Origin of the sequence: Companilactobacillus paralimentarius (genome assembly GCF_963227125.1) — a bacterium.
Classification (GTDB): Bacteria; Bacillota; Bacilli; order Lactobacillales; family Lactobacillaceae; genus Companilactobacillus; species Companilactobacillus paralimentarius.
This window is the reverse complement of sequence record NZ_OY724131.1, coordinates 1,527,172-1,553,458: the sequence shown is the minus strand read 5'-3', so window position 1 is coordinate 1,553,458 and position 26,287 is coordinate 1,527,172. Positions and strand designations below refer to the sequence as shown.

Genomic DNA, 26,287 nt, shown 5'->3' with positions numbered 1-26,287 from the left:
TAAAAGGATTATTTCGATTTTTACCCAAACTTGTTTAAAGTGTGAATGTGCTTAAATTCTTACCCCAGACTAAATAATATTTCAATTATTTTTCTTGTGGTAAGTATGTTTAATACGTAATTTTGTAAAATAAAAACGGCCTCTATTAAGTGATTCAAGTAAAGGATCTATCTTGAATACTTAATGGAAGCCGTTCTTTTGATTGTTTAGATAAATAAAGTAAAGATAAAACCAATGATACCAACTAGAAGTCCATATAATAAGGCTGGCAAAACGGTTTTGCGTAAAATGTTACCTTCTTGACCACTGAGTCCGACAACAGAACTAACAGAAACTATATTGTGAACGCAAATCATATTTCCAGCTGCAGCACCAATTAGTTGAGCTGCTAAAACTAGTTCCTTGCTGACGTTGGCATTAGAAGCAATATCAGCCTGAATTTGTCCGAAAGTCAAGGTTGAAACGGTTGTACTACCAGTAACGAATGAACCTAGTTGACCGAGAAACGGAGCAATGATGATCCAGATACCAGAGAGATATTTGGAAATGATTTCAGCAATATACATCGGCATACTAGGTAGCTTGGTTAAATTGATTTCAGAATTAGTGAAGACCTGAACCATGATCAAGGTCACAACTAAAGCTAAAGCAGTTGATTTCATTGATAGAGCAACTTTTTTAGCAATGGGGAAGAAGTTTTTCAGGGTTTTAACTTGAATTAATAACCCCAAGATAACAGCAATCGTTAATAATGTACCTGGAGAATATAGAAATTCCCAGTCAGAATTAATTTGTGAAAATCCTAAAATGTTTTTCCATGATAAATTGATATTAGTTACTAAGAACTCTTTCAATGGAGCAATTGTCCGTGTAGCTAAAAGCATTAGGATAACAATGATGTATGGTGACCAAGCTGTTAACAAAGACATTTTCTTTTCCGAAGCAATTGTTTTTGTAGAGGTAGTCCAAGGTTTCGTAAAACTATCTTTAGGCAATAAGAATTTTAATTTGATAGTTAAAATAGCGATGATAATAGTTGCAAATGGAGCCAAAATAGAAACAAATTCGTAACTGAGCACAAATGAAACTAAGAGAGCAAAGATACTATAGACTAATCCAATAAATAATGACCAAGGGACCAACTTTATAAAGTCCTTTTTTTGATTACCATCATTTTTGCCGAAGACAAAGATTAAGATAAAGACCAGCATTAAAGGCATAAAAGTACCAGCAAAGAAATCTAATTGTGTGATTCGTTGACCAATGGAATTGAGGAAGGTACTTTTTTCATTGACGTTACTCAAACCAACTGTTAATGGTGTCCCGACGGCTCCAAACGAAGCAGGCGTAGAATCGGCAATTAAGGCCAATGTAACAGCAGCCATAGGTGAAAAGCCTAAGGCAATCATCAATGGAGCGGTAACCATGGCTGGAGTTCCAAATCCTGAGACACCCTCAATTAGTCCTCCGAATAAGAAGGCTACTAAAATTAGTTGAATTCGCATATCAGCTGATAAGGTGTGAAATCCAGCATTGATACGATCAATTGCACCGGTATGCTGCAAAATATTAAGCATCATCAAAGCGCCAAAAAGAATCCAGAGGATGGGTAAAGCTTTATGAATTGATTGAAAAATAGAAGCTAACAAGGCTTTTGCAGGCATCTTCCAAAGAAAATAACCCTCTAACAAAACAATGAAAGCACTGATCGACATACCCTTAGTTGCAGGCATGTTGATAATTCCCAAGAGTATTAGTGGCAGAATAACAGCTGATAAAGCAACGACAATCATTAAATTTCCCCTTATAAATGTATTTTAATCATTATATAATGTTTTACTTATCCATTTAGTAGAAAAGCAGGAAAATATTTTCCCATAAATGAACTTCAAATAAATCTTACTAACTTAATACTAAAACATATCAAAGTAAAAGGGTAATTTTAGTTTGACTTTTTGTAAACAAAATACTGTTTTGAATAAATTACTTTGACACGCATAGTAATTGGTGATACATTATTGCCATAGAAAAAAGGTGAGATGAAATAATGAAACCACTAATTTCCAAAGATATTATTCGTGGACACACCGCAACGATTGTTTTAAACATTCTTAGTCAAGGCGACAGTTATGGTTATGAAATTGCTAAACGAGTTAAAGAATTGAGTCACAATGATTATGAATTGAATGAAGCTACCCTTTATACCGTTTTTAGAAGGTTAGAAAAGAATGGTGACATTGTTGGTTATTGGGGTGATGAAACTCAAGGTGGACGCCGTAAGTATTATCAGATAACTACTCAGGGTAAACAAACTTTAACGGATAATATTGAAGCTTGGAATTTTGCTAAAAAGGTAATTGATGAATTAATTTTAGGAAGGATAAATAATCATGAATGAAAAAATAAAGACATTAGTTGATCAAAGATTAAATAAAATTTTTAATGATTATCCTGAAAACGTTGAATTAAGTGATTTAAAAGAAGAGTTATCATCTGATTTGATGTCATCTGCGGAAGATAAATTAATCGATGATGTGACCCCAGTAATTGCGGTTGAAAAAGCCTTCAAAGAATTTGGCGATATTGATGAAGTAATCAATCAAGTTTTGAATGATACTCATCAAAGTGAGCATTATAAGCACGCTGCAGGGCACACGTTTAATATTGATAATTCGGGTATTAGTATAGATAATGGCGAACTGCTCAATATAAATGACAATGGTATTACAGTTAATAATGGAAAAACTATCAAAATCAACGATGATGGAATCAAATTTGGCAATTTAGTAATTAATGATAGTGGCATTAATTTTAAAGGTAATGTGAAATCATTTAAAAAAGGTAAAGATGAATTCGATAATTACTTTGGTAAAGAATTTGAGGACTTTGACGATGATTTAAATAATGAAGACTTTAACACTGAAGTTCGTGTTGAAACTTTACCTTTGACCGATGAATATGAATTTGATTATGCGGATTTGAATAAAATCAAAATTAATTATAAGAATGCTGATTTAAAAGTTTTGTCTACTGATGATAATAAAATTAAAATTAGTGAGTATATGTCACGTACCAATCCTAATTACCAAGTAAAAACAGATTTAGTTGATGGTGTTTTGAGTATTAAACAAGGTGAAATTCCACATTTCTTGCCACTAAAAATCAGAGTAAAAATTTTGATTCCCAAGTCCTATGTCAAGGCACTACAAATAATTAATGATAGTGGTAACTTACAAGTTCAAAACATGCATGTTTTAGATAAAACGATTATCGAATGTCACAGTGGCGCAGTTTATTTGAATAACTTTGAGAGCCAAGTTTTATTGCTTGATGTAAATTCTGGTAAATTAACATTGGATCATGTTTTAGCTAAGAAACAGTTAACGATCAATGATCATAGTGGTCTGGTCAATATGGATACTGTAGCAACGCCTAAATTTGATATTTCATCTAAAAGTGGATCAATTAGAGGAATTGATTTTAATGGTGCCGGTAATATTATTGTTAAATCTGGTGCTATTCATATGAATTTTGCTAAAGTCACCGGTGACATAAATATTGAAAACAACAGTGGTATGGTCAAATTAAATATGCCTGAAGATGATTCTTATAAATTTGATTTGGAAGCCAAAGAAGGAATTGTTCATATGAAACAAGCTACTAACTGGCTGCACGATATTATGAACTTAAAGGAAGGAATAGTTGGTGATGATCCTCAATATCAGCTGACTGTTCGGGCAAAATCAGGTATTATCAAAGTTTCATAATAAAATTGACGATTTGGATAGTTGAAGACATCTTTATTACAATTTAATCAATATTAATTTATACTCATAGAGAATTTTTGAGGATAATAATAGATTAGGAAGTATTGATTATGATTGAAAAAATAGTAAATCAACACTTTATCCCAATGTTTGATGTCAATAAGTTAAGTATTAATTGTAATAATTCTAATGTGAGAGTAATGTCGACTGATGGTGAAAAGTTCATTGTACGTGAATTGATGTCACGTCGTAATTTGAAATATATGTTCAAAGTTGATGTTACCGGCGATGATTTATCCATTAGTCAGGAAAAGTACCCTCGAATTCCAACTTTGAAATTCGAACTTCAAGTGTTTATCCCAAAAACTTTTATCGGTGACGTGATTATATCGAATCATAATGGTTCAATTCTGTTGCATGACATGACTTGTCAACAATTGTTCATTACTGATAACTCAGGCAAAATAGTTTTGGATGATTTAAAAATCAGAAAGGGATTCTTTATTCAATCACGTAATGGTGATATAAAATTGGATAATGTTTGGAGTCGCCGATTCTACTTGAACTCTTATAGTGGAATGATCAAAGCTGTTTCTCTAAGTGGAGCTGGCAGTGTATCTAGTTCTTCAGGTTATGTTCAATTAGATTTTGAGATGATTTCTGGAAATATTGTTGTTAATGATACTAAGGGAACGGTTAAGGTTTCGATGCCTGAAAAGGATTCCTATGATTTTAAATTACAGTCTAAAGTGGCTGAAATCAAAGCACCTAGGACTAATTTACGCCATGATCGTTTGGAATATAAAGAAGGTACGGTAGGTAATGATCCGCAGTACCAATTGAATGTTCAAACTAAGTCTGGACGAATTAAGGTTAAATGAGTAGAGAGCAGAATAAAATTGTTTCTGTACAATATATTTTCATATACAAAGGGCTAGTTTATAAATAAAAAGACCAGGGCAATAACCATCAAAGATGGTCACTGCTCTGGTCTTTTTTAACTGATCTTTTCGGTAATGATTTTCAAAACATTGCTAACTCGATAAAGAGTATTTTTAGGATCATGTTGTTGATCCCAAGATAAATCTAATAAAATTTTTCCCTTGTTAAGATCTAATACAAGATAGAATGGCTTTCTCAGCCATGGGAAAAAAGACTGTTTAGTAGGTTTAATAGTGAGGATATTTTGTAAGTCATATTCTTTGTTATTTTCGATAATATAACATTTTTTAACTTGAGAAAAACTGATAAATTGATAGTCAATGTGATCAGGTAAAAAAATCAATTTTAAACGATCAGGATAAGAATTTAATTTGTAATAGGATACTCCGTGTTTTTCTAACTGCCAATGTCCAAAGATTTTAGGCAGATTGCTGGGGTAGTAAATGAAGATTAATAAAAAGAGGATACCTAGGAATAAACTAAGAGCAACCGATAAATTAAATAAAGATCCCAATCCTCCAGCAATTAAGCTAAGTAATAGACTGACTATTAAAGGACGACGATTAATTTTTTTTCCAAATTCAGTTTTTTCGATCATTTGCGTTATCCTTTCTTAGAATCTAAGAACATTGTAACGGCTTGTAAACGCTATCACAAGCGGAGTGATGGGAATTTTATTTAAAACTATTTTTTAGGAAAGCATTGTAATAAGTAATTTTATCGTATATTCTACATGTATATCACATAGATAGAGGAGGATAATGTTTATGGGGAAAAAAGCCAAAAAATGGCAAATGCCTTCCGCGTATACGATATTGTTTTTCCTAATAATTTTAGTGGCAGTTTTGACTTGGATTATTCCTGCTGGGGAATATGCTACTACCAAAGCCGGAAATATTATTGCGGGGACTTATAAGGCTCGTGCAAGTAGTCCGCAAGGTATTTGGGATGTTTTCTTAGCACCAATCAATGGTATGGTTGGAACTTCTGAAACTGAAGGTTCTATTTCAGTATCACTGTTCATCTTAGTTATTGGTGGTTTTTTGGGAGTAGTCAACAAGACGAGAGCACTAGATGATGGAATTAGCGCTACTGTAAAAAAATACAGTGGTAAAGAGAAAGCTTTGATTCCAATTCTGATGGTATTATTTGCCATCGGTGGATCAGCATATGGAATGGGTGAAGAAACAATTGCTTTTTATCCAATTTTGATTCCGGTCATGATTGGAGTTGGCTATGATTCTATCACAGCTATTTCAATTGCTTTAATTGGAACACAGGTTGGATGTTTAGCTTCAACTGTCAATCCTTTTGCCACAGGGGTTGCATCACAAACTTTAGGTATTTCACCGGGTGATGGACTAATTCAACGACTGATTTTGTTAGTCATTGTGACGGTTATTAGTATTGTTTATGTAATGCGTTACGCCGATAAAATCAAAAAAGATCCATCACAGTCATATGTCTTTGATCGTCGTCAAAAAGATTTAGAAGAATTTTCAATGCCTGAACGTAGTATTGACGATAAGTTGTCATCACGTCAAAAGGCAGTTCTTTGGTTATTTGGTTTAACATTCTTAATTATGATTGTCAGTTTAATCCCATGGTCAAGTTTGAATGAACATTGGACTTTCTTTGACAGTTTTACTAAGTGGTTAACAAATATTCCTTTCTTGGGTGCTCTGATCGGTAAAGACTTAGCCCCATTAGGAACTTGGTATTTCACTGAAATTACGACATTATTCTTTATGATGTCAGTTGTAGTAATGTTTGTTTTCCGTATGAAAGAATCAGAATTTATTGATGCCTTTTTAGGTGGAATGAATGACTTCTTGAGTGTTGCAATTATTGTAGCCGTGGCTCGTGGTATTCAAGTTGTTATGAATAATGGTTATATCACAGCTACAGTGTTACATGCTGGAGAAACTGGTTTACAAAGTTTGTCAGCAGGTGTCTTTATTGTTTTAACTTATATTTTCTATATACCAATGTCATTCTTGATTCCATCAACTTCAGGATTAGCTGCCGCTACTATGGGAATCATGGGTCCATTAGGTAAATTCTCTGGTGTTGATGGTTCATTAGTTATTACCGCTTACCAAGCTGCTTCAGGTTGGGTCAACTTAGTTACACCAACTTCAGGGGTTGTTATGGGTGCGTTGGCTATTGGGCACGTTGACATTCTTAAGTGGTTTAAGTACATGTGGAAACTGATGGCGATTCTCTTTGTTGTCGTAGCAGTGTTCTTAGTTATTTGTGCAATAATTTAGTAAATTGAGGGGGAAATTAGTAATGGAAAAATTTATTACAGATGAAATTCAATCAGAGGCAATCGCTGATTTAGCAAAAATTGTTAGTGTGCCGTCATACAATGAACCAGCACAACCAAAGGCACCTTTTGGAAAGGGTCCTAAAAAGGCTTTGGATGAAGTTCTAGCTATTGTTGAAAAATTAGGCTTTAAGACTTACGAAGATCCAGAAGGCTACTATGGCTATGCAGATATTGGTGAGGGTGATGAAACCTTTGGTATCGTCGGTCATATGGATGAAGTTCCTGCCGGAAATTTGGAAGCTTGGAATGTTGAACCTTATAAATTAACCGAAAAAGATGATAAATTATATGGCCGTGGAACTCAAGATGATAAGGGACCTACAATGGCTGCAATTTATGCTATTAAGGCAATCCTTGATAAAGGCTACAAATTCAATAAGAAAATTCGAGTAATTTTCGGAACTGACGAAGAAATTCTCTGGAGATGTTTGGCTGAATATAATAAAAAAGAAGATCCAATCGACTTAGGAATTGCACCTGATGCTGAATTCCCATTGATTTATGCCGAAAAAGGTTTGCAGCAATCATACTTAGTTGGACCAGGATCAACTGAATTGAATTTAGATTTGGAAAATGCTTTTAACGCCGTTCCCGGAAAGGCAGTTTATAGCGGTCCTAAACAAGCCGAAGTTTTGAAGGCTTTGCAAAAACACAACTTTGAGGCTGAGGATCATGATGGTTCAATTGAAGTTCACGGTAAGTCAGTTCATGCCATGAATGCTCCTGAGGGAACTAATGCAGTAGTTAGATTGGGTATTGCCTTAGCTGATGTCTTCCCAGATATCGCTGTATTGAAGTTTTTAAAGGCTTTTGGTGAAGATGCAAATGGAACAAATCTTCTAGGGGATGTTTCTGATGATGTTTCTGGAAAACTAACGTTTAATATTTCTAGTTTGAAGATCACACCTGAAGAATCAAGAATGCAAATTGATTTAAGAATTCCTGTTAAAATTGAACACGACGAATTAATTCAAAAAATTTCAGATGCAGTTGCTAAATTTGATATGAAATATGAGAACTTCGATTATGTTGCTCCATTATACGTACCAACTGACAGTGAATTAGTTAAAACTCTGATGTCAACCTATCAAGATCTAACTGGCGATACTAAATCACAACCAGCTATTTCTGGAGGTGCCACATTCGCTAGAACAATGCATAATTGTGTAGCTTTTGGTGGAATGTTACCAACAACTCCTGACTTCATGCATCAAGCTAATGAAAATTGGAGTAAGGCTGATATGAAGAAAGCCATGGAAATTTTTGCAGAAGCAATTTATCGCTTGTGTGTTAAATAGGAATCTGTTGCAAATAATTTATAATAAAAAATGGACATTTACGAGAGGCACACATTTGGTCGTGAGCTCTAGTAAATGTCTTTTTTTATTTTCAGGACAAAAAAATTGTTTTATGTGGGAAAATTAGGTAGCGTAGCATTAAGAAGAGGTTATGAAAATAATCTTTAGATATATTGAGGTGTAATAAAAATGTTTGATTATAATACACGAGCAGCAAAATTTAAATTTCAAGGTGAAGTTATCGTTCCTGGTGATAAGAGTATTGCTCATCGGGCGATTACTTTTGGTGCATTAGCAGACGGAGTTACACAGATTAGCAATTTTTCCTACTCTGATGATTTGGCCGTAACGACAAAAGTTTTTAAAAAACTTGGAGCCAAAATTCATACGGAAATGAGTAACAATGACATGATTATTAAAGGAGTCAATCACCGACTCAAATCATTGGATGATCCATTAGATATTGAGAATGTTGGAACTCTGGAAAGCCTTTTATTGGGTGTTTTAGCGACGAGTAATAATGAATATACCGTTAATGGCGGCAACTTCTTAAAGAAGCGTTCAATCGATAGATTAGTAGTCTTATTGCAACAGATGGGTTCAAATTTTCAAAAACTGTCAAATGATTATTTACCAATCAAAATGCAGGGCAGTGATAATTTACAGGGCATTACTTATCAACAAGATATTTCCAGTGCTCAAATTAAAAGTGGCTTAGTAATGGCAGGTATTTATGCCAAAACGCCTACTACAATTATTCGGAAATTGCCTACAAGAGATCATACAGAGGTTTTGGCAAATTATTTTGGCGCCGACGTTGATGCTAAACCAGATATTATTACAATCAATCCTCAAAATACTCATTTGACTGGTCAAAGCTTGATGATACCAGGTGACTTTTCTTCAGCGGCACCTTATATTGCTGGTGCTTTGTTATCTAAAGGTAGTGAAGTCAGACTTCCCAAAGTGGGATTAAATTCCACAAGAATTGGTTTATTGAATGTTGCTCAAAAAATGGGTGCCAATATTATGTTAGAGAGTCATTCAATAAATATTGTTGAGCCCTACGGTGATTTGGTGATTAAATCACAGAAATTACACGGGACCACGGTTACTGCTAAAGAGGTACCGTTTATTGTTGATGAGATACCTTTGATTGCTTTATTGGCTTCTCAGGCGGAAGGGCAGACTGTAATAGAGGGAATTCACGACGTGCATTTACAATTAAGCGATCGCATCCGAAATATGCGAGTGGAATTAGCTAAACTAGGAATAATTATGCAAGTTAACGATGATTCAATCGTAATCAATGGTGGTCAAGCGATCAAAGTTAAAGATGATGTTGACAGTCACAATGATCATCGGATTGCTATGATGCTTTGCGTAGCCTCAATTCTTACTGAAACCTCCTTTAAGATAAAAAACATTGAATCGATTGATATTTCTTATCCTAATTTTCTAGCTGATTTCAGAAAAGTATTAGTCGCATGTGATTAGTTTAGTTAGAAAGAGACTTCTTTTTTGCTAACTAGTGTCGTATGATTAGTGTAATCGAGATTTTTGTAAGGGGTTACTTAACTAATGATTAAATTTATTGGAACTGACCTAGACGGAACACTGTTGAATAGTTACAGTAAAATATCCACTTCAAACGTGCAGGCTATTCGCGATGCGGTCAATTCCGGAATTGTGTTTGCAATCTGTTCGGGGAGAACTTTGCATTCTGTTAATAAATTTTTTGAAAAAGATTTAAAAATACCTGGTTATCGCGTGGTTTTAAATGGAGCAGTTGTAGTTAATGCTAAGGGGAAAAGGATTATTGATCATCCTTTGGATCACGACGTAATTGCGGAAATTCTAAAACGTGCAGAATTTAGTAAATTCAAGATTGTCTTAGATGGACTTAATGATACTTATATCTACGATCCCAATCATCATTGGAATACTTACTTTGAGGGGATGGGACGACATCACTTTAAGGCTCATTCTGTAAATGAATTGATGAAGTTGAATGATCAGAAGGATTTGAATATTTATAAGGTTTGTTTCAGTTGTCCACCTAAAAGGCTGCATGAATTACAAAAAAAATTAGAGTCGTTTACTGCTTTACCGATAACAATCAGTCGTTCTGGTAATGATTATTTTGAAATTAATGGTCAAGATGTAACAAAACTGTCAGCTTTGCAACATATTTCAGAATATGAAACAATTCCCATGAATAGTTTTATGTGCTTCGGTGATTATGGAAATGATTTAGACATGATCAAAGAAGCTGGCTATGGTGTGGCCATGGCTAATGCAATTGATAAAGTGAAAGATGTGGCTTGGAAAGTTACCGACACTAATAATCAAGATGGTGTAGCAACTATGATTAGGCGGGTTTTGAATAAAGAATTTGATTAACCTGCATTTGTTCAAGAGATGATGCAGTATATCATTTTTAAAGTCATTGTATTGTTTTCCACTTTCTTTGAATTGACATTAGCAGTGTAAAACCGTTGTGAAGGATTCTATTTTGCTAAGTAATACTATAAAAATTAAAAACAAACAAGACCGGCCTCTATTGAGGGATTCAAGTAAAGATATATCTTGAATGCTCAATAGAGGTCGTTTTTTTTGCGGACAGTGAGGTATTTTCACTAGATTAGTTGGCATTTGGTTGTAACAAAACTTGAGTAAGAATTGTTTTTTCTGAATAGATGCTATTTTAATTTTTAGAATTGGGGTTACTTTTGGCGGTCTATAAATGTTTTGAGAGTGATTTTATAAATTCAAGATGTTTTTTGATAAAAACATCTTGATAAATGTTGAAACTAGTTATACAATCTAATTGTTCTATGAAAGCGTTTTAAGTAAACGTTTTAAATAAAAAACAAATAAATATTTTATTCAAAGGGGTATTTTATTATGGCTGAAAAAACAATTATGCTTTGCTGTGCTGCAGGTATGTCAACAAGTTTACTAGTATCAAAGATGCAAAAGGCTGCTGAAAGTGATGGTGTTGATGCTGAAATTTTCGCTACTGCCGCTGCTGATGCTGATGCAAAACTAGAAGAAAAACATCCTGATGTTTTGATGCTTGGACCTCAAGTTAGATATCTAGAAGGTCAATTCAAAGAGAAGTTGACAATTCCTGTTGAAGTTATCAACATGCAAGACTACGGAATGATGAACGGTGAAAAAGTTCTAAGAGAAGCTTTAAGCTTAATTAAATAATCATTCATTAATAAAAAACAAAAAAGGGCGCATGTTAGCACCCTTTTCGTTTTTTATGGATAAAGTAAGCGCTTAATAAAAATTAAAGAATTAATAATTGAGGAGAAAAGAAAAATGACAGAAGAACAACATGATGAACAATTACAAACAGTTATGGGACTAATCATTAACGGAGGAAATGCTAAGAGTTCATCTTTTGAAGCTATCAATGCTGCTAAAAAGGGTCACTTTACAGTTGCCGATCAAAAATTGAAGGAAGCTGACAAGTTCTTAGTTGATGCTCATAATTCTCAAACAGATATGTTAACTAAAGAAGCTAATGGTGATCATGCTAAAGTTACTTTACTAATGGTACATTCACAAGATCACATTATGAATGCTATTACATTTAGAGATCTAGCGGGAGAAATTGTTGATCTATATAAGAAACTTGCAAAAGAAGGAGAATAATCTCAAATGAGTGAGGGAATTCAAATGCCCAAAGGTTTCCTTTGGGGAGGCGCTGTTGCAGCACACCAATTAGAAGGTGGCTGGAATGAGGGTGGCAAAGGCGTAAGTATTGCCGATGTTATGACAGCTGGTGCTAAAGGTGTTGCAAGAAGAGTTACAGATGGTGTCGAGGATGGAGAAATTTATCCTAATCATTGGGGTAATGATTTCTATCACAAGTATCCAGAGGATATTAAGTTATTTGCTGAATTAGGTTTAAAATGTTTCAGAACATCTATTGCTTGGACAAGAATTTTCCCTAATGGTGATGAGACAGAACCTAATGAAGCCGGTTTAAAATTTTATGATGACATGTTTGATGAATGTTTAAAGTATGGTATTGAACCAGTTATTACTTTGTCACATTTTGAAATGCCATATCATCTTGTTAAAGAATATGGCGGTTGGAGCAATCGTAAGATGATTGAGTTTTTTGATCGTTTTGCTGAAGTTTGTTTCAAACGTTACAAAGATAAAGTTAAATATTGGATGACATTCAATGAGATTAATAATCAGACTGATTGGCAAGATCCACATCCATTACTTCAAAATTCTGGCTTGCAATTAGATAAGAATGACAACTGGGAAGAGGAAATGTTCCAAGCTGCCCATTACGAATTTGTTGCGAGTGCGGATGCAGTTCAAATTGCTCATCGAATAGATCCAAGTTTACAAGTTGGTTCTATGATTGCTATGTGTCCAATTTATCCATTGACATCTAAACCAGCCGATATTATGAAAGCTGAACGAGCAATGCAATATCGCTATTATTTTGGCGATGTTCAAGCTCTAGGATTCTATCCTGAATGGATTCAAAAGTATTGGGCTCGTAAGGATTATAATCTGGATATTACAGCCAGCGATTTAGCAACAATCAAGGCTGGAACAGTTGATTATGTTGGCTTCAGTTACTACATGTCCTTTGCTACGAAGGCACATGAAGGTGAAACTCACTTTGATTATGACGAACATGACGATTTGGTTTCAAATCCATATGTTGAAAAATCAGATTGGGGTTGGCAAATTGATCCAGTTGGTTTGAGATATGCTATGAACTGGATGACGACTCGTTGGCACAAACCTTTGTTTATTGTTGAAAATGGATTTGGAGCTTACGATAAAGTTGAAGCTGATGGTAGCATTCATGATCCTTATCGTATTCAATACTTCCATGATCATATTTTACAAATGGAAAAGGCTGTTAAAGAAGATGGTGTTCAATTACTTGGTTACACTCCATGGGGACATATCGATCTCGTGTCGGCAAGTACCGGTGAAATGAAGAAACGTTATGGAATGATTTATGTTGACGAAGATGATGAAGGTCATGGTAGTTTAAAGCGTTCTAAGAAGGATTCCTTCTACTGGTATAAGAAAGTAATTGAATCAAATGGTAAAGATTTAGACATATAGTTGAGAGGGGCTTTTATATGACTGAAACAACAAAAAGTGGATTGAGAAAAGATTTTCTATGGGGAGGAGCCGTTGCTGCAAACCAACTTGAAGGAGCTTGGGATGTTGACGGCAAAGGCGTCAGTGTGTCGGATATTATGACAGCTGGTGCTTACCAAAAACCCCGTGAAATTACTGATGGCGTAATTGCTGGTAAAAATTATCCTAATCATGAGGCTATTGATTTTTATCACCATTATAAAGATGATATTAAAATGTTTGCTGAAATGGGCTTTAAGTGTTTTAGAACTTCTATCGCTTGGACAAGAATTTTTCCTAATGGTGATGAAGCCGAGCCTAATGAAGCAGGCTTGAAGTTCTATGATGATATGTTTGATGAATGTTTGAAGTATGGTATTGAACCAGTTATTACTTTGTCACATTTTGAAATGCCATATCACTTAGTTACAGAATATGGTGGTTGGAGAAATCGTAAAGTGATTGATTTCTTTGTTAAGTTTGCTACTGTTTGTTTCAAACGTTACAAAGATAAGGTTAAGTATTGGATGACATTCAATGAAATCAATAATCAAACAACCTTTACAAATGATTTCTCTATTGCAACTGATTCTGGCTTGATCTTTAGAAACAATGAATCAGAAGCAGAACGTGAGGCTTTGATGTATCAGGCATCACATTATGAAGTTGTTGCTAGTGCTTTGGCAGTAAAAATTGGTCATAAGATCAATCCTAATTTTGAAATTGGTAATATGGTTAACTTTACTCCTGTTTATCCAGCATCATCAGATCCTAAGGACATCTTACTAGCTGAAAAAGCCATGCAAAGACGTTACTGGTGGGCTGATGTTCAAGCTCTGGGTGAATATCCAGTCGGTATGGAAGCATACTTCAAGAATCATGATTTAAGACCAGATATTACAGCTGAGGATCGCGTTGTTTTACGTGAAGGAACAGTGGATTATGTTGGTTTTAGTTATTACAATTCTATGACTGTTAAGTATAGTGATGACAATCCTGAATTTAAGTTTGTTGGTGATCGTGAAGCAGTTAAGAATCCTAATCTTAAATATAATGATTGGGGTTGGCCTGTTGATCCTGTTGGTTTGAGATATTCAATGAACTGGTTGACGGAACATTATCACAAGCCAGTGATGATCGTTGAAAATGGTTTTGGTGCATATGATAAAGTCGAATCAGATGGCAGTATCCATGATGATTATCGTGTTGACTACTTGCGTGCCCACGTCAAACAAATGATTACAGCAGTTAATGAAGATGGCGTAGATCTTATGGGTTACACTCCATGGGGCTGCATTGATTTAGTTTCTGCTGGAACAGGTCAAATGTCCAAACGTTACGGATTCATTTATGTCGACAAAGACGATGAAGGTAACGGAACACTTGCACGTTCAAAGAAGGATTCATTCTACTGGTATCAAAAGGTAATCCGTTCAAACGGATCAGACTTAGACTGAATCTAACAAAAAAGCTGAGACAACGACTAAATCACTTGTCTCGGCTTTTTTTATCGCTAGAAAATGTAACTTGTTACATGTATACTGAAACTAGTTTAGTAAAAGTGATATATACCAATAAGAAGGAGGGTGAAAAAACATGTTTCCTTATCAGAAAGTTCATGAGTTGAATCGATTAGAATTAATCGTCTATAAGTACATCATTGGGCATACTAGAGAAGTGCAAGATATGACTATTCGTGAGATGGCCAATGCTGCCCATGTTTCAACGACAACCATTTTGAGATTTCTTAAGAAAATGGATTACAGTGGTTTTTCAGAGTTTAAATTTGCTTTAAAACAAAGCTTAAAACAACCCTCGAAGGCTCAACAAGATCCTAGTATGGAACCAATTAAGAACTTCTTCCAATTAGTCGCTGACGAAGAACCGTTTGATAACAAGATTGAGCAAGCTGCCGATATGATCAATGCTGCTGACTTAGTATTGTTCTTTGGAGTAGGTAACAGTGGTCGTATCGCCCAGTATGGAGCTAGTATCTTATCTAGCTACGGCATTTATTCATTGCCGATTATTGATCCATTCCAACCGGAACCATTCTCTAATCGTGATTTCAGTAAGACCTTATTGATCTTAGTATCTATATCAGGTGAGACTGATGAAGTGTTAGAGCAGGCGCGTTATTACAAAAAGAATGGAGCAGAAACAATAGCTTTGACGGCTAACTCGTATTCTGTTTTAAATCAGGTAACAGACTTTGCGATTTCCTATGATACGCCTCAGAATCGTAAAGGACACATCAATGTAACGACTCAAGTGCCTATCGTTTATACCCTAGAACAGATCTCTAATTGTGCTTACCATAAGATGGTAGACCAAGTAGACAATAGATTTTCAGAACATGTCACAGATTAGTGACATGTTTTTTAGATTAAAACATATTATTTTACTTATAAAGACATATACATTTTGATGAAAAGGCTTACAATAGTATTTGTAAGCGGATAACAGTGTTTCTGCTTAGTAACAAATTTTATTTTTGAGGGGGTTTTGCTCATGGCTGAAAAGAAACCAAACAGTTTTATCACCGACAAGGTTATTCCACTCGCTGGTAAACTTGCTTCTTCTCGTCATTTGATTGCATTGCGTGATGGTATGACATTAGCTGTTCCTATGATTATCATTGGTTCAGTCTTCATGATCATTGCACAATTTCCAATTCAAGCCTATTTGGACTTTATGGCTAGTGTCTTTGGTAAGAATTGGGCAACTGTTTTACAATATCCAACTAACGCATCATTCCATATTATGGGTCTGATCGCTGTTATTGGTATTTCTTATAACTTGGCAAAGAGTTATAAGGTCGATCCAATTTCTGCTTCAATCGTTTCAATGGGTGCTTTCGTACTTACTATTCCTTTGAAGACAGATAAGGCTGGTGCATTGTGGATTCCATTAACACAATTTGATTCAGCTGGTCTATTTACAGCAATTATTGTTGGTTTATTCATTACCGACTTTTACGTATGGATGGTTCACAAGAACTGGACAATTAAGATGCCTGATACAGTTCCACCTGCAGTAAGTAACTCATTTGCTGCTTTGTTCCCAGGTTTCATCGTTTTAGCTCTTGTTTGGGTAATTCGTCTAGGTGTTGAAGCAACACCAATGCAAAGTATTCCAAATATTATTTCATTCTTCTTGGCAACACCACTAAGTCACTTGAGTAACACATTACCTGGTGCTCTAGTAGCTGAATTCCTAATTTCATTCCTATGGATTTTCGGTATTCATGGTGCTAACGTGGTTTCCGGTGTTATGATGCCTATCTGGTTGACATCTTTGAACCAAAACCATGCAGCCTTCACTGCTGGTAAAGCTCTACCAAATATTGTTACAACATCATTCTTTGATAACTTCGTTCACATGGGTGGTTCTGGTGCCACAATCGGTTTGGCTATGTTGTTAGCCTTTGCCGCAAAGAGTAAGGAACTTAAGACTTTAGGTAAGTTGGTTGCTGGACCTGCTTTGTTCAATATTAATGAGCCTATTCTCTTCGGTCTACCAATTGTTATGAACTACAAGATGTTAGTTCCATTTATTGTTACACCTTTAATCAACGTAACAACAACATATATTGGTATGGCTACTAACTTGGTTGCAAGACCAATGGGTGTCTACATTCCATGGACAACTCTACCAATTCTATCAGGATTCATTGCAACTGGACATATTTCAGGTTCTGTAATGCAAATTATTAATATCATTCTTGATACTTTGATGTACTTCTACTTCTTCAAGTCAATGGATAAAGAAAAATTGGCTGAAGAATTAGATCCAAAGAATGCTAAAGCTTAATACTAATTTTTGGAGGTTTCGTTTTGAGAAGACTTGGATTGTCGCTATATCCTGAACATTCAACTTTAGAGGAAGATAAAAAATATCTCGATACAGCTAGTAAACTAGGTTATTCAAGAATATTTGCTTCATTACTAGAGTTAGGTGATGATAAGGATAAGACTATCAATCGTTTCAAGGAAACAATTGCTTATGGAAATAAGCTTGGCTTTGTTACGATTGTAGATATGAATCCTAGATTGTTTAAGGAATTGAATATCAGCTATGATGATTTATCATTTTTCCACGATCTTGGGGCTTACGGAATCAGATTAGATGAGGGCTTTTCCGGTATGGAAGAGGCTAAGATGACTCGTAATCCTTATGGATCGAAAATTGAAATAAATATGAGTTCTGGTACGCATTACTTGGACAATATTATTTCATATCATCCAGATACAAACAACTTACTTGGTTGTCACAATTTCTATCCTCAAAGATATACTGGTTTGGGAGAAGACTTCTTCATTAAATGGTCAAACTTCTTTAAGGAACGTAACATCCATTCTGCTGCCTTTGTAAGTTCACACCACGCAACTTTTGGACCATGGCCAGTGCAAGATGGTTTACCAACTTTGGAGGATGATCGTGATTTACCAATCGCAACTCAAGTTAAACACTTATTATTAAGTGGTGTAGTTGATGATGTGATTATTGGTAATACTTATGCATCCGATGAAGAATTAGAGGAAGCTTCAAAAGCTTTCTATGCACCATATCCAGTTTTGAAAGTGGATTTTTCTCAGAATGCTACTGAATTAGAAAAAGAAGTTATCTTGAAATCTACTCACGTTTATCGTGGCGATGCGTCAGATTACTTATTACGTAGTACTATGACTAGAGTGCATTATCGGGATCGTGATTTTCCTGCTCATGATACTGATGATATTAAACGAGGCGACATCATTATTGTTAATGAAAAATATGGACAATATAAAGGTGAAACTCAAATAGCACTGCGTGATATTAAGAATGATGGACGACGTAATGTTATTGGTCATTTGAATTCTGATGAGGCCTTTTTGTTGAAATACATTGAGCCTTGGAGTAGTTTTAAGTTAACTGAATAAGACAAAGAATACTATTCTCAGACGAATAGTATTTTTTTATAGGGAGAGAATTATGAATAAATACTTGCTTGGAGAAAATGAATTCGATAAGTTTTATGATTTATATTTGTATTCCTTTAATCGTCAGGACTCGTTACAACGCAAACGTGTCTTTAAGGAACGATATGATCATTCATTAGCATATGGAATTATGAATGATTCGAAACTAGGCAGTGGCCTGTTTAGCATTCCATTTGAAGTTAATTTTCATGGCATTGATTATAAAATGAATGGAATCGGGGATGTAATGAGTGCACCTGAATTTGGTGGTCAAGGTGGCGCTGGTAAATTAATGAATGAGGCTCTGTCCGACATGTATAAAAACCATGTTACTCTGTCTTATTTAGCCCCATTTTCTTTTGGATACTATCGTCGTTTTGGATTTGAACAGGTTTTTGACCATACCCAAATTGAAATCAAGAGTGAAAATTTGCCTCGAATCAAGAATGCCGAGCATGGTTATGTTCAGAGAATTTCTATTAAAGATATTCCTGATGAATTAAAGAAAATGTATCTGGATCATAATGATCTAGGTGGAGTTAATCGTGCAAAGTGGTGGTGGGACCATATGTTGGATAAGCATTCCGACTACCAAGCTGCTTTAGCCTATGATAATGATGTTTTGATTGGTTATTTGATTTATTACAATCAGGATCAAACCTTTTATATTCATGAATGGATCAACCTTAATCCATTAAGTCGTCAATTGTTAGCCAAATTTGTTATTAAGCACCAATCAATTTTCCCTAAATTTGTTTATGAGTCACCAAATCCGGATTTAAAATCTGATTTCTTGGAAGATCCATATTCAGCACGCGTAGAAGTAACCCCTTATATGATGGCAAGAATTGTTAATTTAGAAGACTTTTTAAAACGTTATCCAATTCAAGTGGATTCTTTAGAAAAAATATATTTTAAGGTTAAAGACACTTTGGAGTGGAATGACCATACTTGGGCTTTAGCTATTAACAACGGTAAAGTGGAATTAAGTAATGCCGATGGTGAGGGAGCTGATCTAGAATTAACGATTCAAACATTAACCAAAGCAATGTTCGGTTATCACAATTTAAATTCTTTAGCTGATTATGGATTAGTTAAAGGAGATTTGAGTAAAATAAATGGTTTATCAAAAGTTTTTGTTTCCGAAAAGCCTCAATTGATCGACTATTTCTAAAATTGGTAAGGACCAAAATATAATAAAATATATATAATAAGATTCATAAAATTATGCGAAAATTTCAATAACAAGTTAGCCACTTGGACAAAATAAATTGAATCCAAGTGATATCAGTATTTGAAGTTTATAAATATGTCTTTAAGCGCCACAGGAACTAGCAAAGAGTTCTTGTGGCGTTTTATAGTTCAATAACTTTCTAGGCATATTGTTGAGCTTAAATTCTATGTCTCTTATTACTTTTGGGCTGACTGTATCCAGTGACAGCCCTTTGGGCAAGTCACGACGTATCATTCGATTATGTACTTCATTTGTTCCACGTTCACAAGATGTATATGGGTGTGTGAAGTAAACATCCGCAACGCCAGCCATATCAGATGATAGATTAGAGAACTCAGGGCCATTGTCTGCAGTGATTGAATTGATAAGATCACCATAGTTCTTTATGATCTCTTTCATAGCATAATCTACAGAGTCGGCATCTCTACCGTCAATAAGTCTCATTATTTCAAAGCGTGTCTTACGCTCTATGAGCGTTAAGACGACACTCTCATGGCCATTTCTTTTGCCCACAATCGTGTCTATCTCAAAGTCCCCAAAGGATTCTCTGCTATCAACACTTTTAGGGCGTTTCTCAATACTACGACCAAGTAGACGCTTATGCTTTTTTGAAGTATGTTGCTTAGTCGGTCTAGTTGACTTTTCTACCAGATCAATATTCCGGATTTCAAGTCGTTGTTCATCAATATATTTGTAAAGTGTAGTAGTACAAACCATTTCATCTACTAAGAATAATTCTTCGTTCTTAGCTCGTCCAACGGCCGTATCAGGTGACCATCCATTATCTATGAACTGGCTTACAAAGAAGCCTAAAAAGGCTGTGACTTGGTCGAATTTAGAAGGACGATGGCAAAGCTTACGGTTCTTTACATACTTTTGATGTGCAGTGTCAGGAAAGTAGCAATTCAAGTGTTGAACTTTACCATTAACTTTCTTGATCTGCTCAACAGTACCTCTGTTAATTTCATTGTTAATAGTCTGAGGTGAAACGCCGATAGCTTTAGCTATCTGGCGATTCGAGTAGCCAATTGAATGAAAGGAAGCAATCTTTCCACGTTCAATTTCAGTTAAATGATGTCCTTTAGGACGATTTATGATATTCTGTTCTAGCACCAAGACGAAAAACCTCTTTCATTGTTTGTGTGAGAACTCCAATGATACCTGATTTTTACGTCTTGGTGTTTTTATTTTGTCATTTTTCTAAAGTGGCTAACTTGATTATAAAATTCGCCAAAGATTTATATTTCTATTTCGATGGGTGTTTCAACTATTTCATCAAAAGATGTTCAGCCTAATGATTTATACAGTCGAGTAGATGACAATCTTTATCATTCTAAAAACAATGGTCGTATGCAAATTACTGCTTTCTAAAAAAATCGCTATTTCTATTTTGTAATGAAATAACGTTTTTTTTTATGCTAAAATTAAATAGCATGAATATAAAAAATTATTAAAATGGTAGATTGCAACAATTAATCGAATTTTTCGGACAAGTCACCAAAGAAGACTTGGAGTGGCGTTTTCCACCCTAAACATTTCCGGGGACGCCAGTTTAAGTACTTTGAGATCATAGTCAGCTCTTCGTCCGTAACGCTCTCAATGGGCTGGTTCTTTGGAATGTGTAGCCGAATCTCGCGGTTCAACCGTTCGTTGGTTCCGCGTTCATGTGGCGCATACGGGTGGGCAAAATAATGGGCAATTCCGCAGGCTTCAAGGAAATTGAAGCCTGCGAATTCCTTACCGTGATCACTGGTGATTGACTTGATCAAGCCGCGCAACTCCTCGTTAAGCTCTAGGATTGCCTTAGTCATAGCTTTACTATCACGTCCCGGTAAACGACGAATAATCATTAGTCGGGACTTACGATCAGTAAAGGTAGCTAGGACCTCGCCCCTGGTTTTTCCTGATAGGATGGTATCGACTTCAAAATGACCAATCTCTTGACGCAGGTTAGCCTCGTCCGGGCGTTGGTTGATAAACTTCGCTCCACGTGTGTACTGACCACGACCGTCGTGGCTCTTTCGGTACCGCACACCGTGGTCTGGAAGGACCTCGCGTTTGATGTCCAACCAGCCCTTGTCCAGCCAGTTATAGAGGGTTTTGAATGGCATTTGGAGAATATGCGCGATGACTTCAAAACTCCACCGCTGTTCGAGAATGATCCCACGGACGAATTCTCTTAAATTCTCTGTTAGAAGAGTTTTCCGCCCCCGGTGAGTTAGCTTCTTTTCGCAGTCTTCCTGAGCTTGATCAGCGTCATAGTATCCCTTAGGACAGCGCTTTAGTTCATAGTTGATGGTTGAAGGAACTACACCAACTTCTTCAGCAATTTGTTTTTGTGAGTAACCAACCTTAAGCAGCGTTTGGATGACAGTTCTATCCGATAATGTTAAAATGTGACTCATGGGTAATGGACTCCTATTGTTTATAGTTTTGTCACTTAAAACAATACCGGGTTGAAGTGCAATAAAAAAGTTAGACATTTTTATAAGTTTTAAAAAATCATGGATTGTTCCCTGTATTCTACAGGGGACAATCCATTTTTGTTTAAAGAAATACGTTTATTGTTGTACCAATTGATATATTTAGCGACTATGTTCTTTAATTCGGTTAGGTCATCGATATTATACCTATAAAGACATTCTCTTTTGAGCAGATTAAAAAAACTCTCAATTGGGGCGTTGTCGTGACAATTGCCTTTTCGAGACATACTTTGTTCAATACCCATTGTTTTTAGGGTATCTCGATAATATTTGAGCTGATAATGCCATCCTTGATCAGAGTGAAGGATTGGTTTTAAAGAGGGAACTATATTTTGCTTCAATTTTTTTCTAGAGTATCTAATATTAGTAATTTATTAGGGCTCAAACTTATTGAATAAGATAATATTTCGCCGCTGGCCTGGTCCAGCACGGCGGATATATAGCCCCATTTGTCTTTACGCAAACGTATTTGAGTTACATCTGTATGTAATACTTTTAAAGGTTCTGTCTCAGTAAATTTCTGTTTGATTGTATTAGGAACTATTTTTCCAAGGTTACCTCTATAGGAACAGTAACCGGATGTGTGTTTTGAAAAAATAACTACTTTTAATTTAAGTTTGGTCATTAAATGCCGAATTGTTTCTGGAGAATTTTTGAATCCGACCTTGAGAGACTCTTTCCAGATTCGACGATAACCGTAGGTTGAGTTTGAATCGTGATATGTTTTAACAATAAAATCTTTTAGTTGAGCGTATTTATCTGTTTTATCAGTTTTACTAAGGCGTTCATAATAAGTTGATCTTGGTAGATCGACCTTAGTTAATAACTCATTCAACTTGTATTTTTTAAGTAATGATTTGACTAATTTTGCTTTTTCGAGTTGTGATCGTTTTCTCGCAAGGTCTTTAGTGCTTTTAAAATATCACGGTCCATTTCGGCATCATGTAGTTTAGCTTTTAGATCAAGAATTTCCTGTTTATATTTCTCTTCTTTTGTGGAATTTAAACGTGTTTGTTTCTTCTTTTTCTTGGCCATTAACGGTCGTCTCCCTCTGGGACGACGCCTTAATCCAATAACACCATATTGATTATATTTATAGATCCATGAATCAACTTGACTAGGTGATATCTTGAAATAAATTGCAGTATCAAGGCGACTGATCTCATGTAATTTATAATATTCTATCACGGATAATTTGAAATCTTGAGAATATTCTTTATGGGATTTCTTACTTATCAAATAATCAAGTCCATTCGCCTCCGCTTGATGGATCCAGCGATAAATCGGTGATTTACTGGGCATTCCATATTTTTTCGATAATCCAAGTATAGAAATTTGTCCATCAAGGTATTCATTTACTAATTTAGCTTTGAAATCTGAAGAGTATTTGGTCATAAAAAAAGTGCTCCTAAAGTTGTTAGATTATGTCTAACAATTTTAGGGCACTTCAGTCCATTGCCCTTTTTCTATCCAAATTTTTCGTCTGGGTAGAATTCTATTTAATCTTACAATCTACCAAATTAAATAAATTATCAAATAAAATTGAAACTGAGGAGGTTTATGCGTCCTTGACATGGTCTGTGTGGCATGTATCACCATTTATAACAAGTGTTTTCTTCATTTTGGGAATCTTTACGCTATACCAAGTTCTCTATGATGGATTAAAGACGTTGCTACATTCTAAAAATATTAAAATAGACGATGATTCACTAAACTCCATATTTGGAGTTTTGTATATGTTAATTTTCATTTTTAGTATGCAAGCCACTTTAGTGGGAACTCCCATATCGTGGCAGTTTATGAATTTTCAATTAATAGGATTAATTTTCTGTGCCTATTTCTTGAATATAAAAGTTCCAATGTACTACTTTTTTCCAATTATGATTCTGTATATGGTTTTCAATAGTTCAATCGGTTATTGGGAATCATGGCTTCACGGAATTATTTTAATGATTTTCTACATTTCATTAAACAAGTTACGTCGTCGTCAAAAGTATCGTCATCCATTCGTGTGTTATATGTTAATGGGAACTGTTTTTGGAGGGATGCTATGGTTATGCATGAAGATTAAGTTTGGATTGCCAATGGCAACGTTCTTCGAAGAATGGGGTTACTTAATTATATTTGAAGCCTTACTCTTTAGTTATGTAGGAATGATTTTGCGTGATAGTCAATTAAAAATAAAGCTATTACAGTTTGCTAATCACGATGCGTTAACTAAAACCGAAAACTATGCTGCTTATACGGCGGAGATCAATAACTTATTTGACAGTAGTTCAAAAAATAAATTGGATTTGTCGATGATGATGTTTGATATTGATCACTTTAAACAAGTAAATGACACATACGGACATTTAGCTGGTGATAAGGTTTTGCAACACGTTGCTGATGTGGTCCATACGGTTATCAATGCTAATGATCCTAAAGTTAAGTTGTATCGTACTGGTGGCAGGAATTCAATGTGATTTTTCCAGGATATGATTTGAACTCTACGGAACCAATCGTTAAAGAAATATTTGCAGCTTTGAATCATTTAGATGTCAATATTGATGGTGAGGATATTTCAATAACGATTTCTGTTGGTGTTTCAATGATCTCGAAAAAGGATACAGAACCTAATGATTTTTATACGCGAGTTGATAGTAACTTATATCGTTCTAAGAGAAATGGTCGTATGAGAATTACGGTAGCTTAAAATAAAAATGGCGTCTATATTTGGTTCTATACTTTCTGGTATTGATGAATAATCAATACCAGTTTTTTAATCTCTAGAAAATAAAAAAAGAACATCACTGTTCTCATGTTAAGATTTAAGCGACCAAACCCAATCAAACATGGAGAAAACAATAATGTCCCAAGACAATTCTATACTATGTGCACTCGATATAAAAGACAATAATATAAGTAATGTTTCAGTCAAGGACGCTACGATTAAAAATCGTGGCGTTATAAAGCATATAAAGATCGTAAACGCTGATTTAACTTATAAACTGTATCGATGTCCACAATGTGGTTTAAATTCATTAGTCAAAAATGGAAAAAGAAAAACTAATGCTAGATTAGCCAGTTTTAACGGTATTGAGTATCATTTGATGCTCAATAAACAACGTTATATTTGTAAGAACTGTGGTGGCACCTGCGGTGCCCACAGTGATTTATTAATCAAAAATCATACTATGACTAAACAAGTTCAAAACAGAATATTCGTTATGGCAAAGGAATCCTTTACTTTAACATCAATAGCTAAGATCATCGGAGTATCAGTAAATACAGTAAGCAGAGTCTTATATGACAATACCAAATTACCAAATAGATGTGATTGCCTTCCAAAAAACCTGTGTTTTGATGAATTTCGTTCAGTTAACGGTATATTTACTTTTATAGCTATTGATGCACAAACACATCATCTAATTGAGCTGATTCATGATCGACTCTCTAAAACAGTTATTGAACACTTTATAAATAACTATAGCTTGTCAGAACGGCAAGCCGTTAAGACTGTCTCTATTGATTTGAATGCTAATTATCAGTCGGTCATTCATAGAATTTTTCCCAATGCTCAAATAATAGTTGATAGATTTCATATAGTTCAGCTATGTAGCCGGGCATTGGATCAAGTTAGAATCAGTTGTCTTAAAAAAATAAATGATAAACATTCCCGTTTGTATAAAGCACTTAAGTCTAATTGGCGTCTCTATCATCTGCCTGAGGCAGATGTAGACGACAAGAAAGTAAAATATATTTTTGGAATCAACGAATATACTACAACGCGAAACGTTATTGATATAGCCACTGACAATCTACCAGTTTTTAAAAATACTTATGATATTTATCAAGGTATTCAGAAAGCGATACATGAACACGATATATCATTACTCAAAGAAACCATCTATGGATATAAAAAGAATAATACCGCTATGGATACATCTATTTCAACGTTACGTAAGAATTTAAATTATGTAAAGAATAGTTGCACAATGCCGTACTCCAATGGTCCTCTTGGAGGGACCATTGGAAAGATAAAAAAACTCAAACATATCAGTTATGGCTTCAGAAATCTTGACCATTTTCTTAAGAGAATAAGACTCATTTGCGCATAAAAAAAGACAACCTACATGAGGTTGCCTTCTATAC

General features: G+C 35.0%; 26 protein-coding genes. 19 read left to right on the top strand and 7 right to left on the bottom strand.

Annotated features, from left to right (window positions below; translation table 11 throughout):
• Window positions 1–206 precede the first annotated feature (206 nt).
• On the bottom strand, window positions 207–1,793 hold the full coding sequence (locus tag ACI6PB_RS07505; RefSeq protein ID WP_025085516.1) for an L-lactate permease: 1,587 nt from the start codon (window positions 1,791–1,793) through the stop codon (window positions 207–209).
• Between the two features lie 254 nt (window positions 1,794–2,047).
• Between ACI6PB_RS07505 and ACI6PB_RS07500 the strand changes: the two genes are divergently transcribed.
• The 3 genes from ACI6PB_RS07500 to ACI6PB_RS07490 all read left to right on the top strand — a co-directional run bounded on the left by ACI6PB_RS07500 (window position 2,048) and on the right by ACI6PB_RS07490 (window position 4,648).
• Complete coding sequence (locus ACI6PB_RS07500; protein WP_056955730.1) at window positions 2,048–2,398, top strand: PadR family transcriptional regulator; 351 nt, start codon at window positions 2,048–2,050, stop codon at window positions 2,396–2,398.
• A complete protein-coding gene (locus ACI6PB_RS07495) occupies window positions 2,391–3,767 on the top strand; it encodes a DUF4097 family beta strand repeat-containing protein (RefSeq protein ID WP_309510877.1) in 1,377 nt (458 codons plus the stop codon). The genes ACI6PB_RS07500 and ACI6PB_RS07495 overlap by 8 nt, the downstream gene beginning before the upstream one ends.
• A gap of 110 nt (window positions 3,768–3,877) precedes the next feature.
• Window positions 3,878–4,648, top strand: coding sequence for a DUF4097 family beta strand repeat-containing protein (locus ACI6PB_RS07490; protein ID WP_025085514.1), 771 nt, complete (start codon window positions 3,878–3,880; stop codon window positions 4,646–4,648).
• 116 nt (window positions 4,649–4,764) lie between these two features.
• Here ACI6PB_RS07490 and ACI6PB_RS07485 read toward each other — a convergent pair whose 3' ends face one another.
• Window positions 4,765–5,307: a hypothetical protein gene (locus tag ACI6PB_RS07485; protein ID WP_056955729.1), complete on the bottom strand. Its 543-nt coding sequence runs from the start codon at window positions 5,305–5,307 to the stop codon at window positions 4,765–4,767.
• A gap of 169 nt (window positions 5,308–5,476) precedes the next feature.
• Between ACI6PB_RS07485 and ACI6PB_RS07480 the strand changes: the two genes are divergently transcribed.
• From ACI6PB_RS07480 to eis, 12 genes are all read left to right on the top strand, one after another.
• Window positions 5,477–6,979, top strand: coding sequence for a YfcC family protein (locus ACI6PB_RS07480; protein ID WP_404327231.1), 1,503 nt, complete (start codon window positions 5,477–5,479; stop codon window positions 6,977–6,979).
• Window positions 6,980–7,001: 22 nt separating this feature from the next.
• Window positions 7,002–8,339, top strand: a complete 1,338-nt coding sequence (locus ACI6PB_RS07475) for a M20 family metallopeptidase (protein ID WP_025085511.1) — start codon at window positions 7,002–7,004, stop codon at window positions 8,337–8,339.
• A gap of 189 nt (window positions 8,340–8,528) precedes the next feature.
• Entirely contained in the window at window positions 8,529–9,836 is a 1,308-nt protein-coding gene (gene aroA / locus ACI6PB_RS07470) for a 3-phosphoshikimate 1-carboxyvinyltransferase (RefSeq protein WP_025085510.1), read from the top strand.
• An 84-nt stretch (window positions 9,837–9,920) separates the two neighbouring features.
• On the top strand, window positions 9,921–10,742 hold the full coding sequence (locus ACI6PB_RS07465; protein WP_081784523.1) for a Cof-type HAD-IIB family hydrolase: 822 nt from the start codon (window positions 9,921–9,923) through the stop codon (window positions 10,740–10,742).
• A 504-nt stretch (window positions 10,743–11,246) separates the two neighbouring features.
• Window positions 11,247–11,555, top strand: coding sequence for a PTS sugar transporter subunit IIB (locus ACI6PB_RS07460; RefSeq protein ID WP_025085508.1), 309 nt, complete (start codon window positions 11,247–11,249; stop codon window positions 11,553–11,555).
• A gap of 114 nt (window positions 11,556–11,669) precedes the next feature.
• Complete coding sequence (locus ACI6PB_RS07455) at window positions 11,670–12,005, top strand: PTS lactose/cellobiose transporter subunit IIA (protein WP_025085507.1); 336 nt, start codon at window positions 11,670–11,672, stop codon at window positions 12,003–12,005.
• A gap of 6 nt (window positions 12,006–12,011) precedes the next feature.
• Entirely contained in the window at window positions 12,012–13,457 is a 1,446-nt protein-coding gene (locus ACI6PB_RS07450; RefSeq protein ID WP_404327230.1) for a 6-phospho-beta-glucosidase, read from the top strand.
• A gap of 17 nt (window positions 13,458–13,474) precedes the next feature.
• On the top strand, window positions 13,475–14,932 hold the full coding sequence (locus ACI6PB_RS07445; RefSeq protein ID WP_025085505.1) for a 6-phospho-beta-glucosidase: 1,458 nt from the start codon (window positions 13,475–13,477) through the stop codon (window positions 14,930–14,932).
• Between the two features lie 139 nt (window positions 14,933–15,071).
• Window positions 15,072–15,845: a MurR/RpiR family transcriptional regulator gene (locus ACI6PB_RS07440; RefSeq protein WP_309510880.1), complete on the top strand. Its 774-nt coding sequence runs from the start codon at window positions 15,072–15,074 to the stop codon at window positions 15,843–15,845.
• A gap of 141 nt (window positions 15,846–15,986) precedes the next feature.
• Window positions 15,987–17,288, top strand: a complete 1,302-nt coding sequence (celB, locus tag ACI6PB_RS07435) for a PTS cellobiose transporter subunit IIC (protein WP_404327229.1) — start codon at window positions 15,987–15,989, stop codon at window positions 17,286–17,288.
• Window positions 17,289–17,311: 23 nt separating this feature from the next.
• Window positions 17,312–18,397 (top strand): DUF871 domain-containing protein, encoded by a 1,086-nt coding sequence (locus ACI6PB_RS07430; RefSeq protein WP_404327228.1) that lies wholly within the window; start codon window positions 17,312–17,314, stop codon window positions 18,395–18,397.
• 52 nt (window positions 18,398–18,449) lie between these two features.
• Window positions 18,450–19,610, top strand: coding sequence for an enhanced intracellular survival protein Eis (gene eis, locus ACI6PB_RS07425; protein ID WP_056955728.1), 1,161 nt, complete (start codon window positions 18,450–18,452; stop codon window positions 19,608–19,610).
• A 141-nt stretch (window positions 19,611–19,751) separates the two neighbouring features.
• Here the strand turns inward: eis and ACI6PB_RS07420 are convergent, their stop codons facing one another.
• Window positions 19,752–20,786 (bottom strand): IS30 family transposase, encoded by a 1,035-nt coding sequence (locus ACI6PB_RS07420; protein ID WP_059075255.1) that lies wholly within the window; start codon window positions 20,784–20,786, stop codon window positions 19,752–19,754.
• Between the two features lie 120 nt (window positions 20,787–20,906).
• Between ACI6PB_RS07420 and ACI6PB_RS07415 the strand changes: the two genes are divergently transcribed.
• Window positions 20,907–21,041 carry a diguanylate cyclase domain-containing protein gene (locus ACI6PB_RS07415; protein ID WP_404327969.1) on the top strand — a complete coding sequence of 45 codons (135 nt, stop codon included), beginning with the start codon at window positions 20,907–20,909 and terminating at the stop codon, window positions 21,039–21,041.
• 101 nt (window positions 21,042–21,142) lie between these two features.
• On the opposite strand, the gene ACI6PB_RS07410 is transcribed toward ACI6PB_RS07415, so the two are convergent.
• The 4 genes from ACI6PB_RS07410 to ACI6PB_RS07395 all read right to left on the bottom strand — a co-directional run bounded on the left by ACI6PB_RS07410 (window position 21,143) and on the right by ACI6PB_RS07395 (window position 23,548).
• Window positions 21,143–22,075, bottom strand: coding sequence for an IS30 family transposase (locus ACI6PB_RS07410; protein ID WP_404327227.1), 933 nt, complete (start codon window positions 22,073–22,075; stop codon window positions 21,143–21,145).
• A gap of 89 nt (window positions 22,076–22,164) precedes the next feature.
• Complete coding sequence (locus ACI6PB_RS07405; protein ID WP_082603718.1) at window positions 22,165–22,398, bottom strand: IS3 family transposase; 234 nt, start codon at window positions 22,396–22,398, stop codon at window positions 22,165–22,167.
• Window positions 22,399–22,490: 92 nt separating this feature from the next.
• Window positions 22,491–22,988 (bottom strand): IS3 family transposase, encoded by a 498-nt coding sequence (locus tag ACI6PB_RS07400; protein ID WP_404399110.1) that lies wholly within the window; start codon window positions 22,986–22,988, stop codon window positions 22,491–22,493.
• A 26-nt stretch (window positions 22,989–23,014) separates the two neighbouring features.
• On the bottom strand, window positions 23,015–23,548 hold the full coding sequence (locus tag ACI6PB_RS07395; protein ID WP_025086434.1) for a helix-turn-helix domain-containing protein: 534 nt from the start codon (window positions 23,546–23,548) through the stop codon (window positions 23,015–23,017).
• 404 nt (window positions 23,549–23,952) lie between these two features.
• Here ACI6PB_RS07395 and ACI6PB_RS07390 point away from each other — a divergent pair, with 404 nt between their 5' ends.
• From ACI6PB_RS07390 to ACI6PB_RS07380, 3 genes are all read left to right on the top strand, one after another.
• Window positions 23,953–24,618 carry a GGDEF domain-containing protein gene (locus tag ACI6PB_RS07390; protein WP_404351037.1) on the top strand — a complete coding sequence of 222 codons (666 nt, stop codon included), beginning with the start codon at window positions 23,953–23,955 and terminating at the stop codon, window positions 24,616–24,618.
• Window positions 24,615–24,848 (top strand): GGDEF domain-containing protein, encoded by a 234-nt coding sequence (locus tag ACI6PB_RS07385; protein ID WP_404327225.1) that lies wholly within the window; start codon window positions 24,615–24,617, stop codon window positions 24,846–24,848. The genes ACI6PB_RS07390 and ACI6PB_RS07385 overlap by 4 nt, the downstream gene beginning before the upstream one ends.
• 154 nt (window positions 24,849–25,002) lie before the next feature.
• Window positions 25,003–26,253, top strand: coding sequence for an ISL3 family transposase (locus ACI6PB_RS07380; RefSeq protein WP_404351034.1), 1,251 nt, complete (start codon window positions 25,003–25,005; stop codon window positions 26,251–26,253).
• The last annotated feature ends 34 nt before the right edge of the window (window positions 26,254–26,287 follow it).

Bases quoted from the DNA above. Each gene is read 5' to 3' on its own strand.
- ACI6PB_RS07505 (WP_025085516.1), bottom strand. From the start codon at position 1,793: ATGATTGTCGTTGCTTTATCAGCTGTTATTCTGCCACTAATACTCTTG.
- ACI6PB_RS07500 (WP_056955730.1), top strand. From the start codon at position 2,048: ATGAAACCACTAATTTCCAAAGATATTATTCGTGGACACACCGCAACG.
- ACI6PB_RS07495 (WP_309510877.1), top strand. From the start codon at position 2,391: ATGAATGAAAAAATAAAGACATTAGTTGATCAAAGATTAAATAAAATT.
- ACI6PB_RS07490 (WP_025085514.1), top strand. From the start codon at position 3,878: ATGATTGAAAAAATAGTAAATCAACACTTTATCCCAATGTTTGATGTC.
- ACI6PB_RS07485 (WP_056955729.1), bottom strand. From the start codon at position 5,307: ATGATCGAAAAAACTGAATTTGGAAAAAAAATTAATCGTCGTCCTTTA.
- ACI6PB_RS07480 (WP_404327231.1), top strand. From the start codon at position 5,477: ATGGGGAAAAAAGCCAAAAAATGGCAAATGCCTTCCGCGTATACGATA.
- ACI6PB_RS07475 (WP_025085511.1), top strand. From the start codon at position 7,002: ATGGAAAAATTTATTACAGATGAAATTCAATCAGAGGCAATCGCTGAT.
- aroA (WP_025085510.1), top strand. From the start codon at position 8,529: ATGTTTGATTATAATACACGAGCAGCAAAATTTAAATTTCAAGGTGAA.
- ACI6PB_RS07465 (WP_081784523.1), top strand. From the start codon at position 9,921: ATGATTAAATTTATTGGAACTGACCTAGACGGAACACTGTTGAATAGT.
- ACI6PB_RS07460 (WP_025085508.1), top strand. From the start codon at position 11,247: ATGGCTGAAAAAACAATTATGCTTTGCTGTGCTGCAGGTATGTCAACA.
- ACI6PB_RS07455 (WP_025085507.1), top strand. From the start codon at position 11,670: ATGACAGAAGAACAACATGATGAACAATTACAAACAGTTATGGGACTA.
- ACI6PB_RS07450 (WP_404327230.1), top strand. From the start codon at position 12,012: ATGAGTGAGGGAATTCAAATGCCCAAAGGTTTCCTTTGGGGAGGCGCT.
- ACI6PB_RS07445 (WP_025085505.1), top strand. From the start codon at position 13,475: ATGACTGAAACAACAAAAAGTGGATTGAGAAAAGATTTTCTATGGGGA.
- ACI6PB_RS07440 (WP_309510880.1), top strand. From the start codon at position 15,072: ATGTTTCCTTATCAGAAAGTTCATGAGTTGAATCGATTAGAATTAATC.
- celB (WP_404327229.1), top strand. From the start codon at position 15,987: ATGGCTGAAAAGAAACCAAACAGTTTTATCACCGACAAGGTTATTCCA.
- eis (WP_056955728.1), top strand. From the start codon at position 18,450: ATGAATAAATACTTGCTTGGAGAAAATGAATTCGATAAGTTTTATGAT.
- ACI6PB_RS07410 (WP_404327227.1), bottom strand. From the start codon at position 22,075: ATGAGTCACATTTTAACATTATCGGATAGAACTGTCATCCAAACGCTG.
- ACI6PB_RS07405 (WP_082603718.1), bottom strand. From the start codon at position 22,398: ATGGGTATTGAACAAAGTATGTCTCGAAAAGGCAATTGTCACGACAAC.
- ACI6PB_RS07395 (WP_025086434.1), bottom strand. From the start codon at position 23,548: ATGACCAAATACTCTTCAGATTTCAAAGCTAAATTAGTAAATGAATAC.
- ACI6PB_RS07390 (WP_404351037.1), top strand. From the start codon at position 23,953: ATGAATTTTCAATTAATAGGATTAATTTTCTGTGCCTATTTCTTGAAT.
- ACI6PB_RS07380 (WP_404351034.1), top strand. From the start codon at position 25,003: ATGTCCCAAGACAATTCTATACTATGTGCACTCGATATAAAAGACAAT.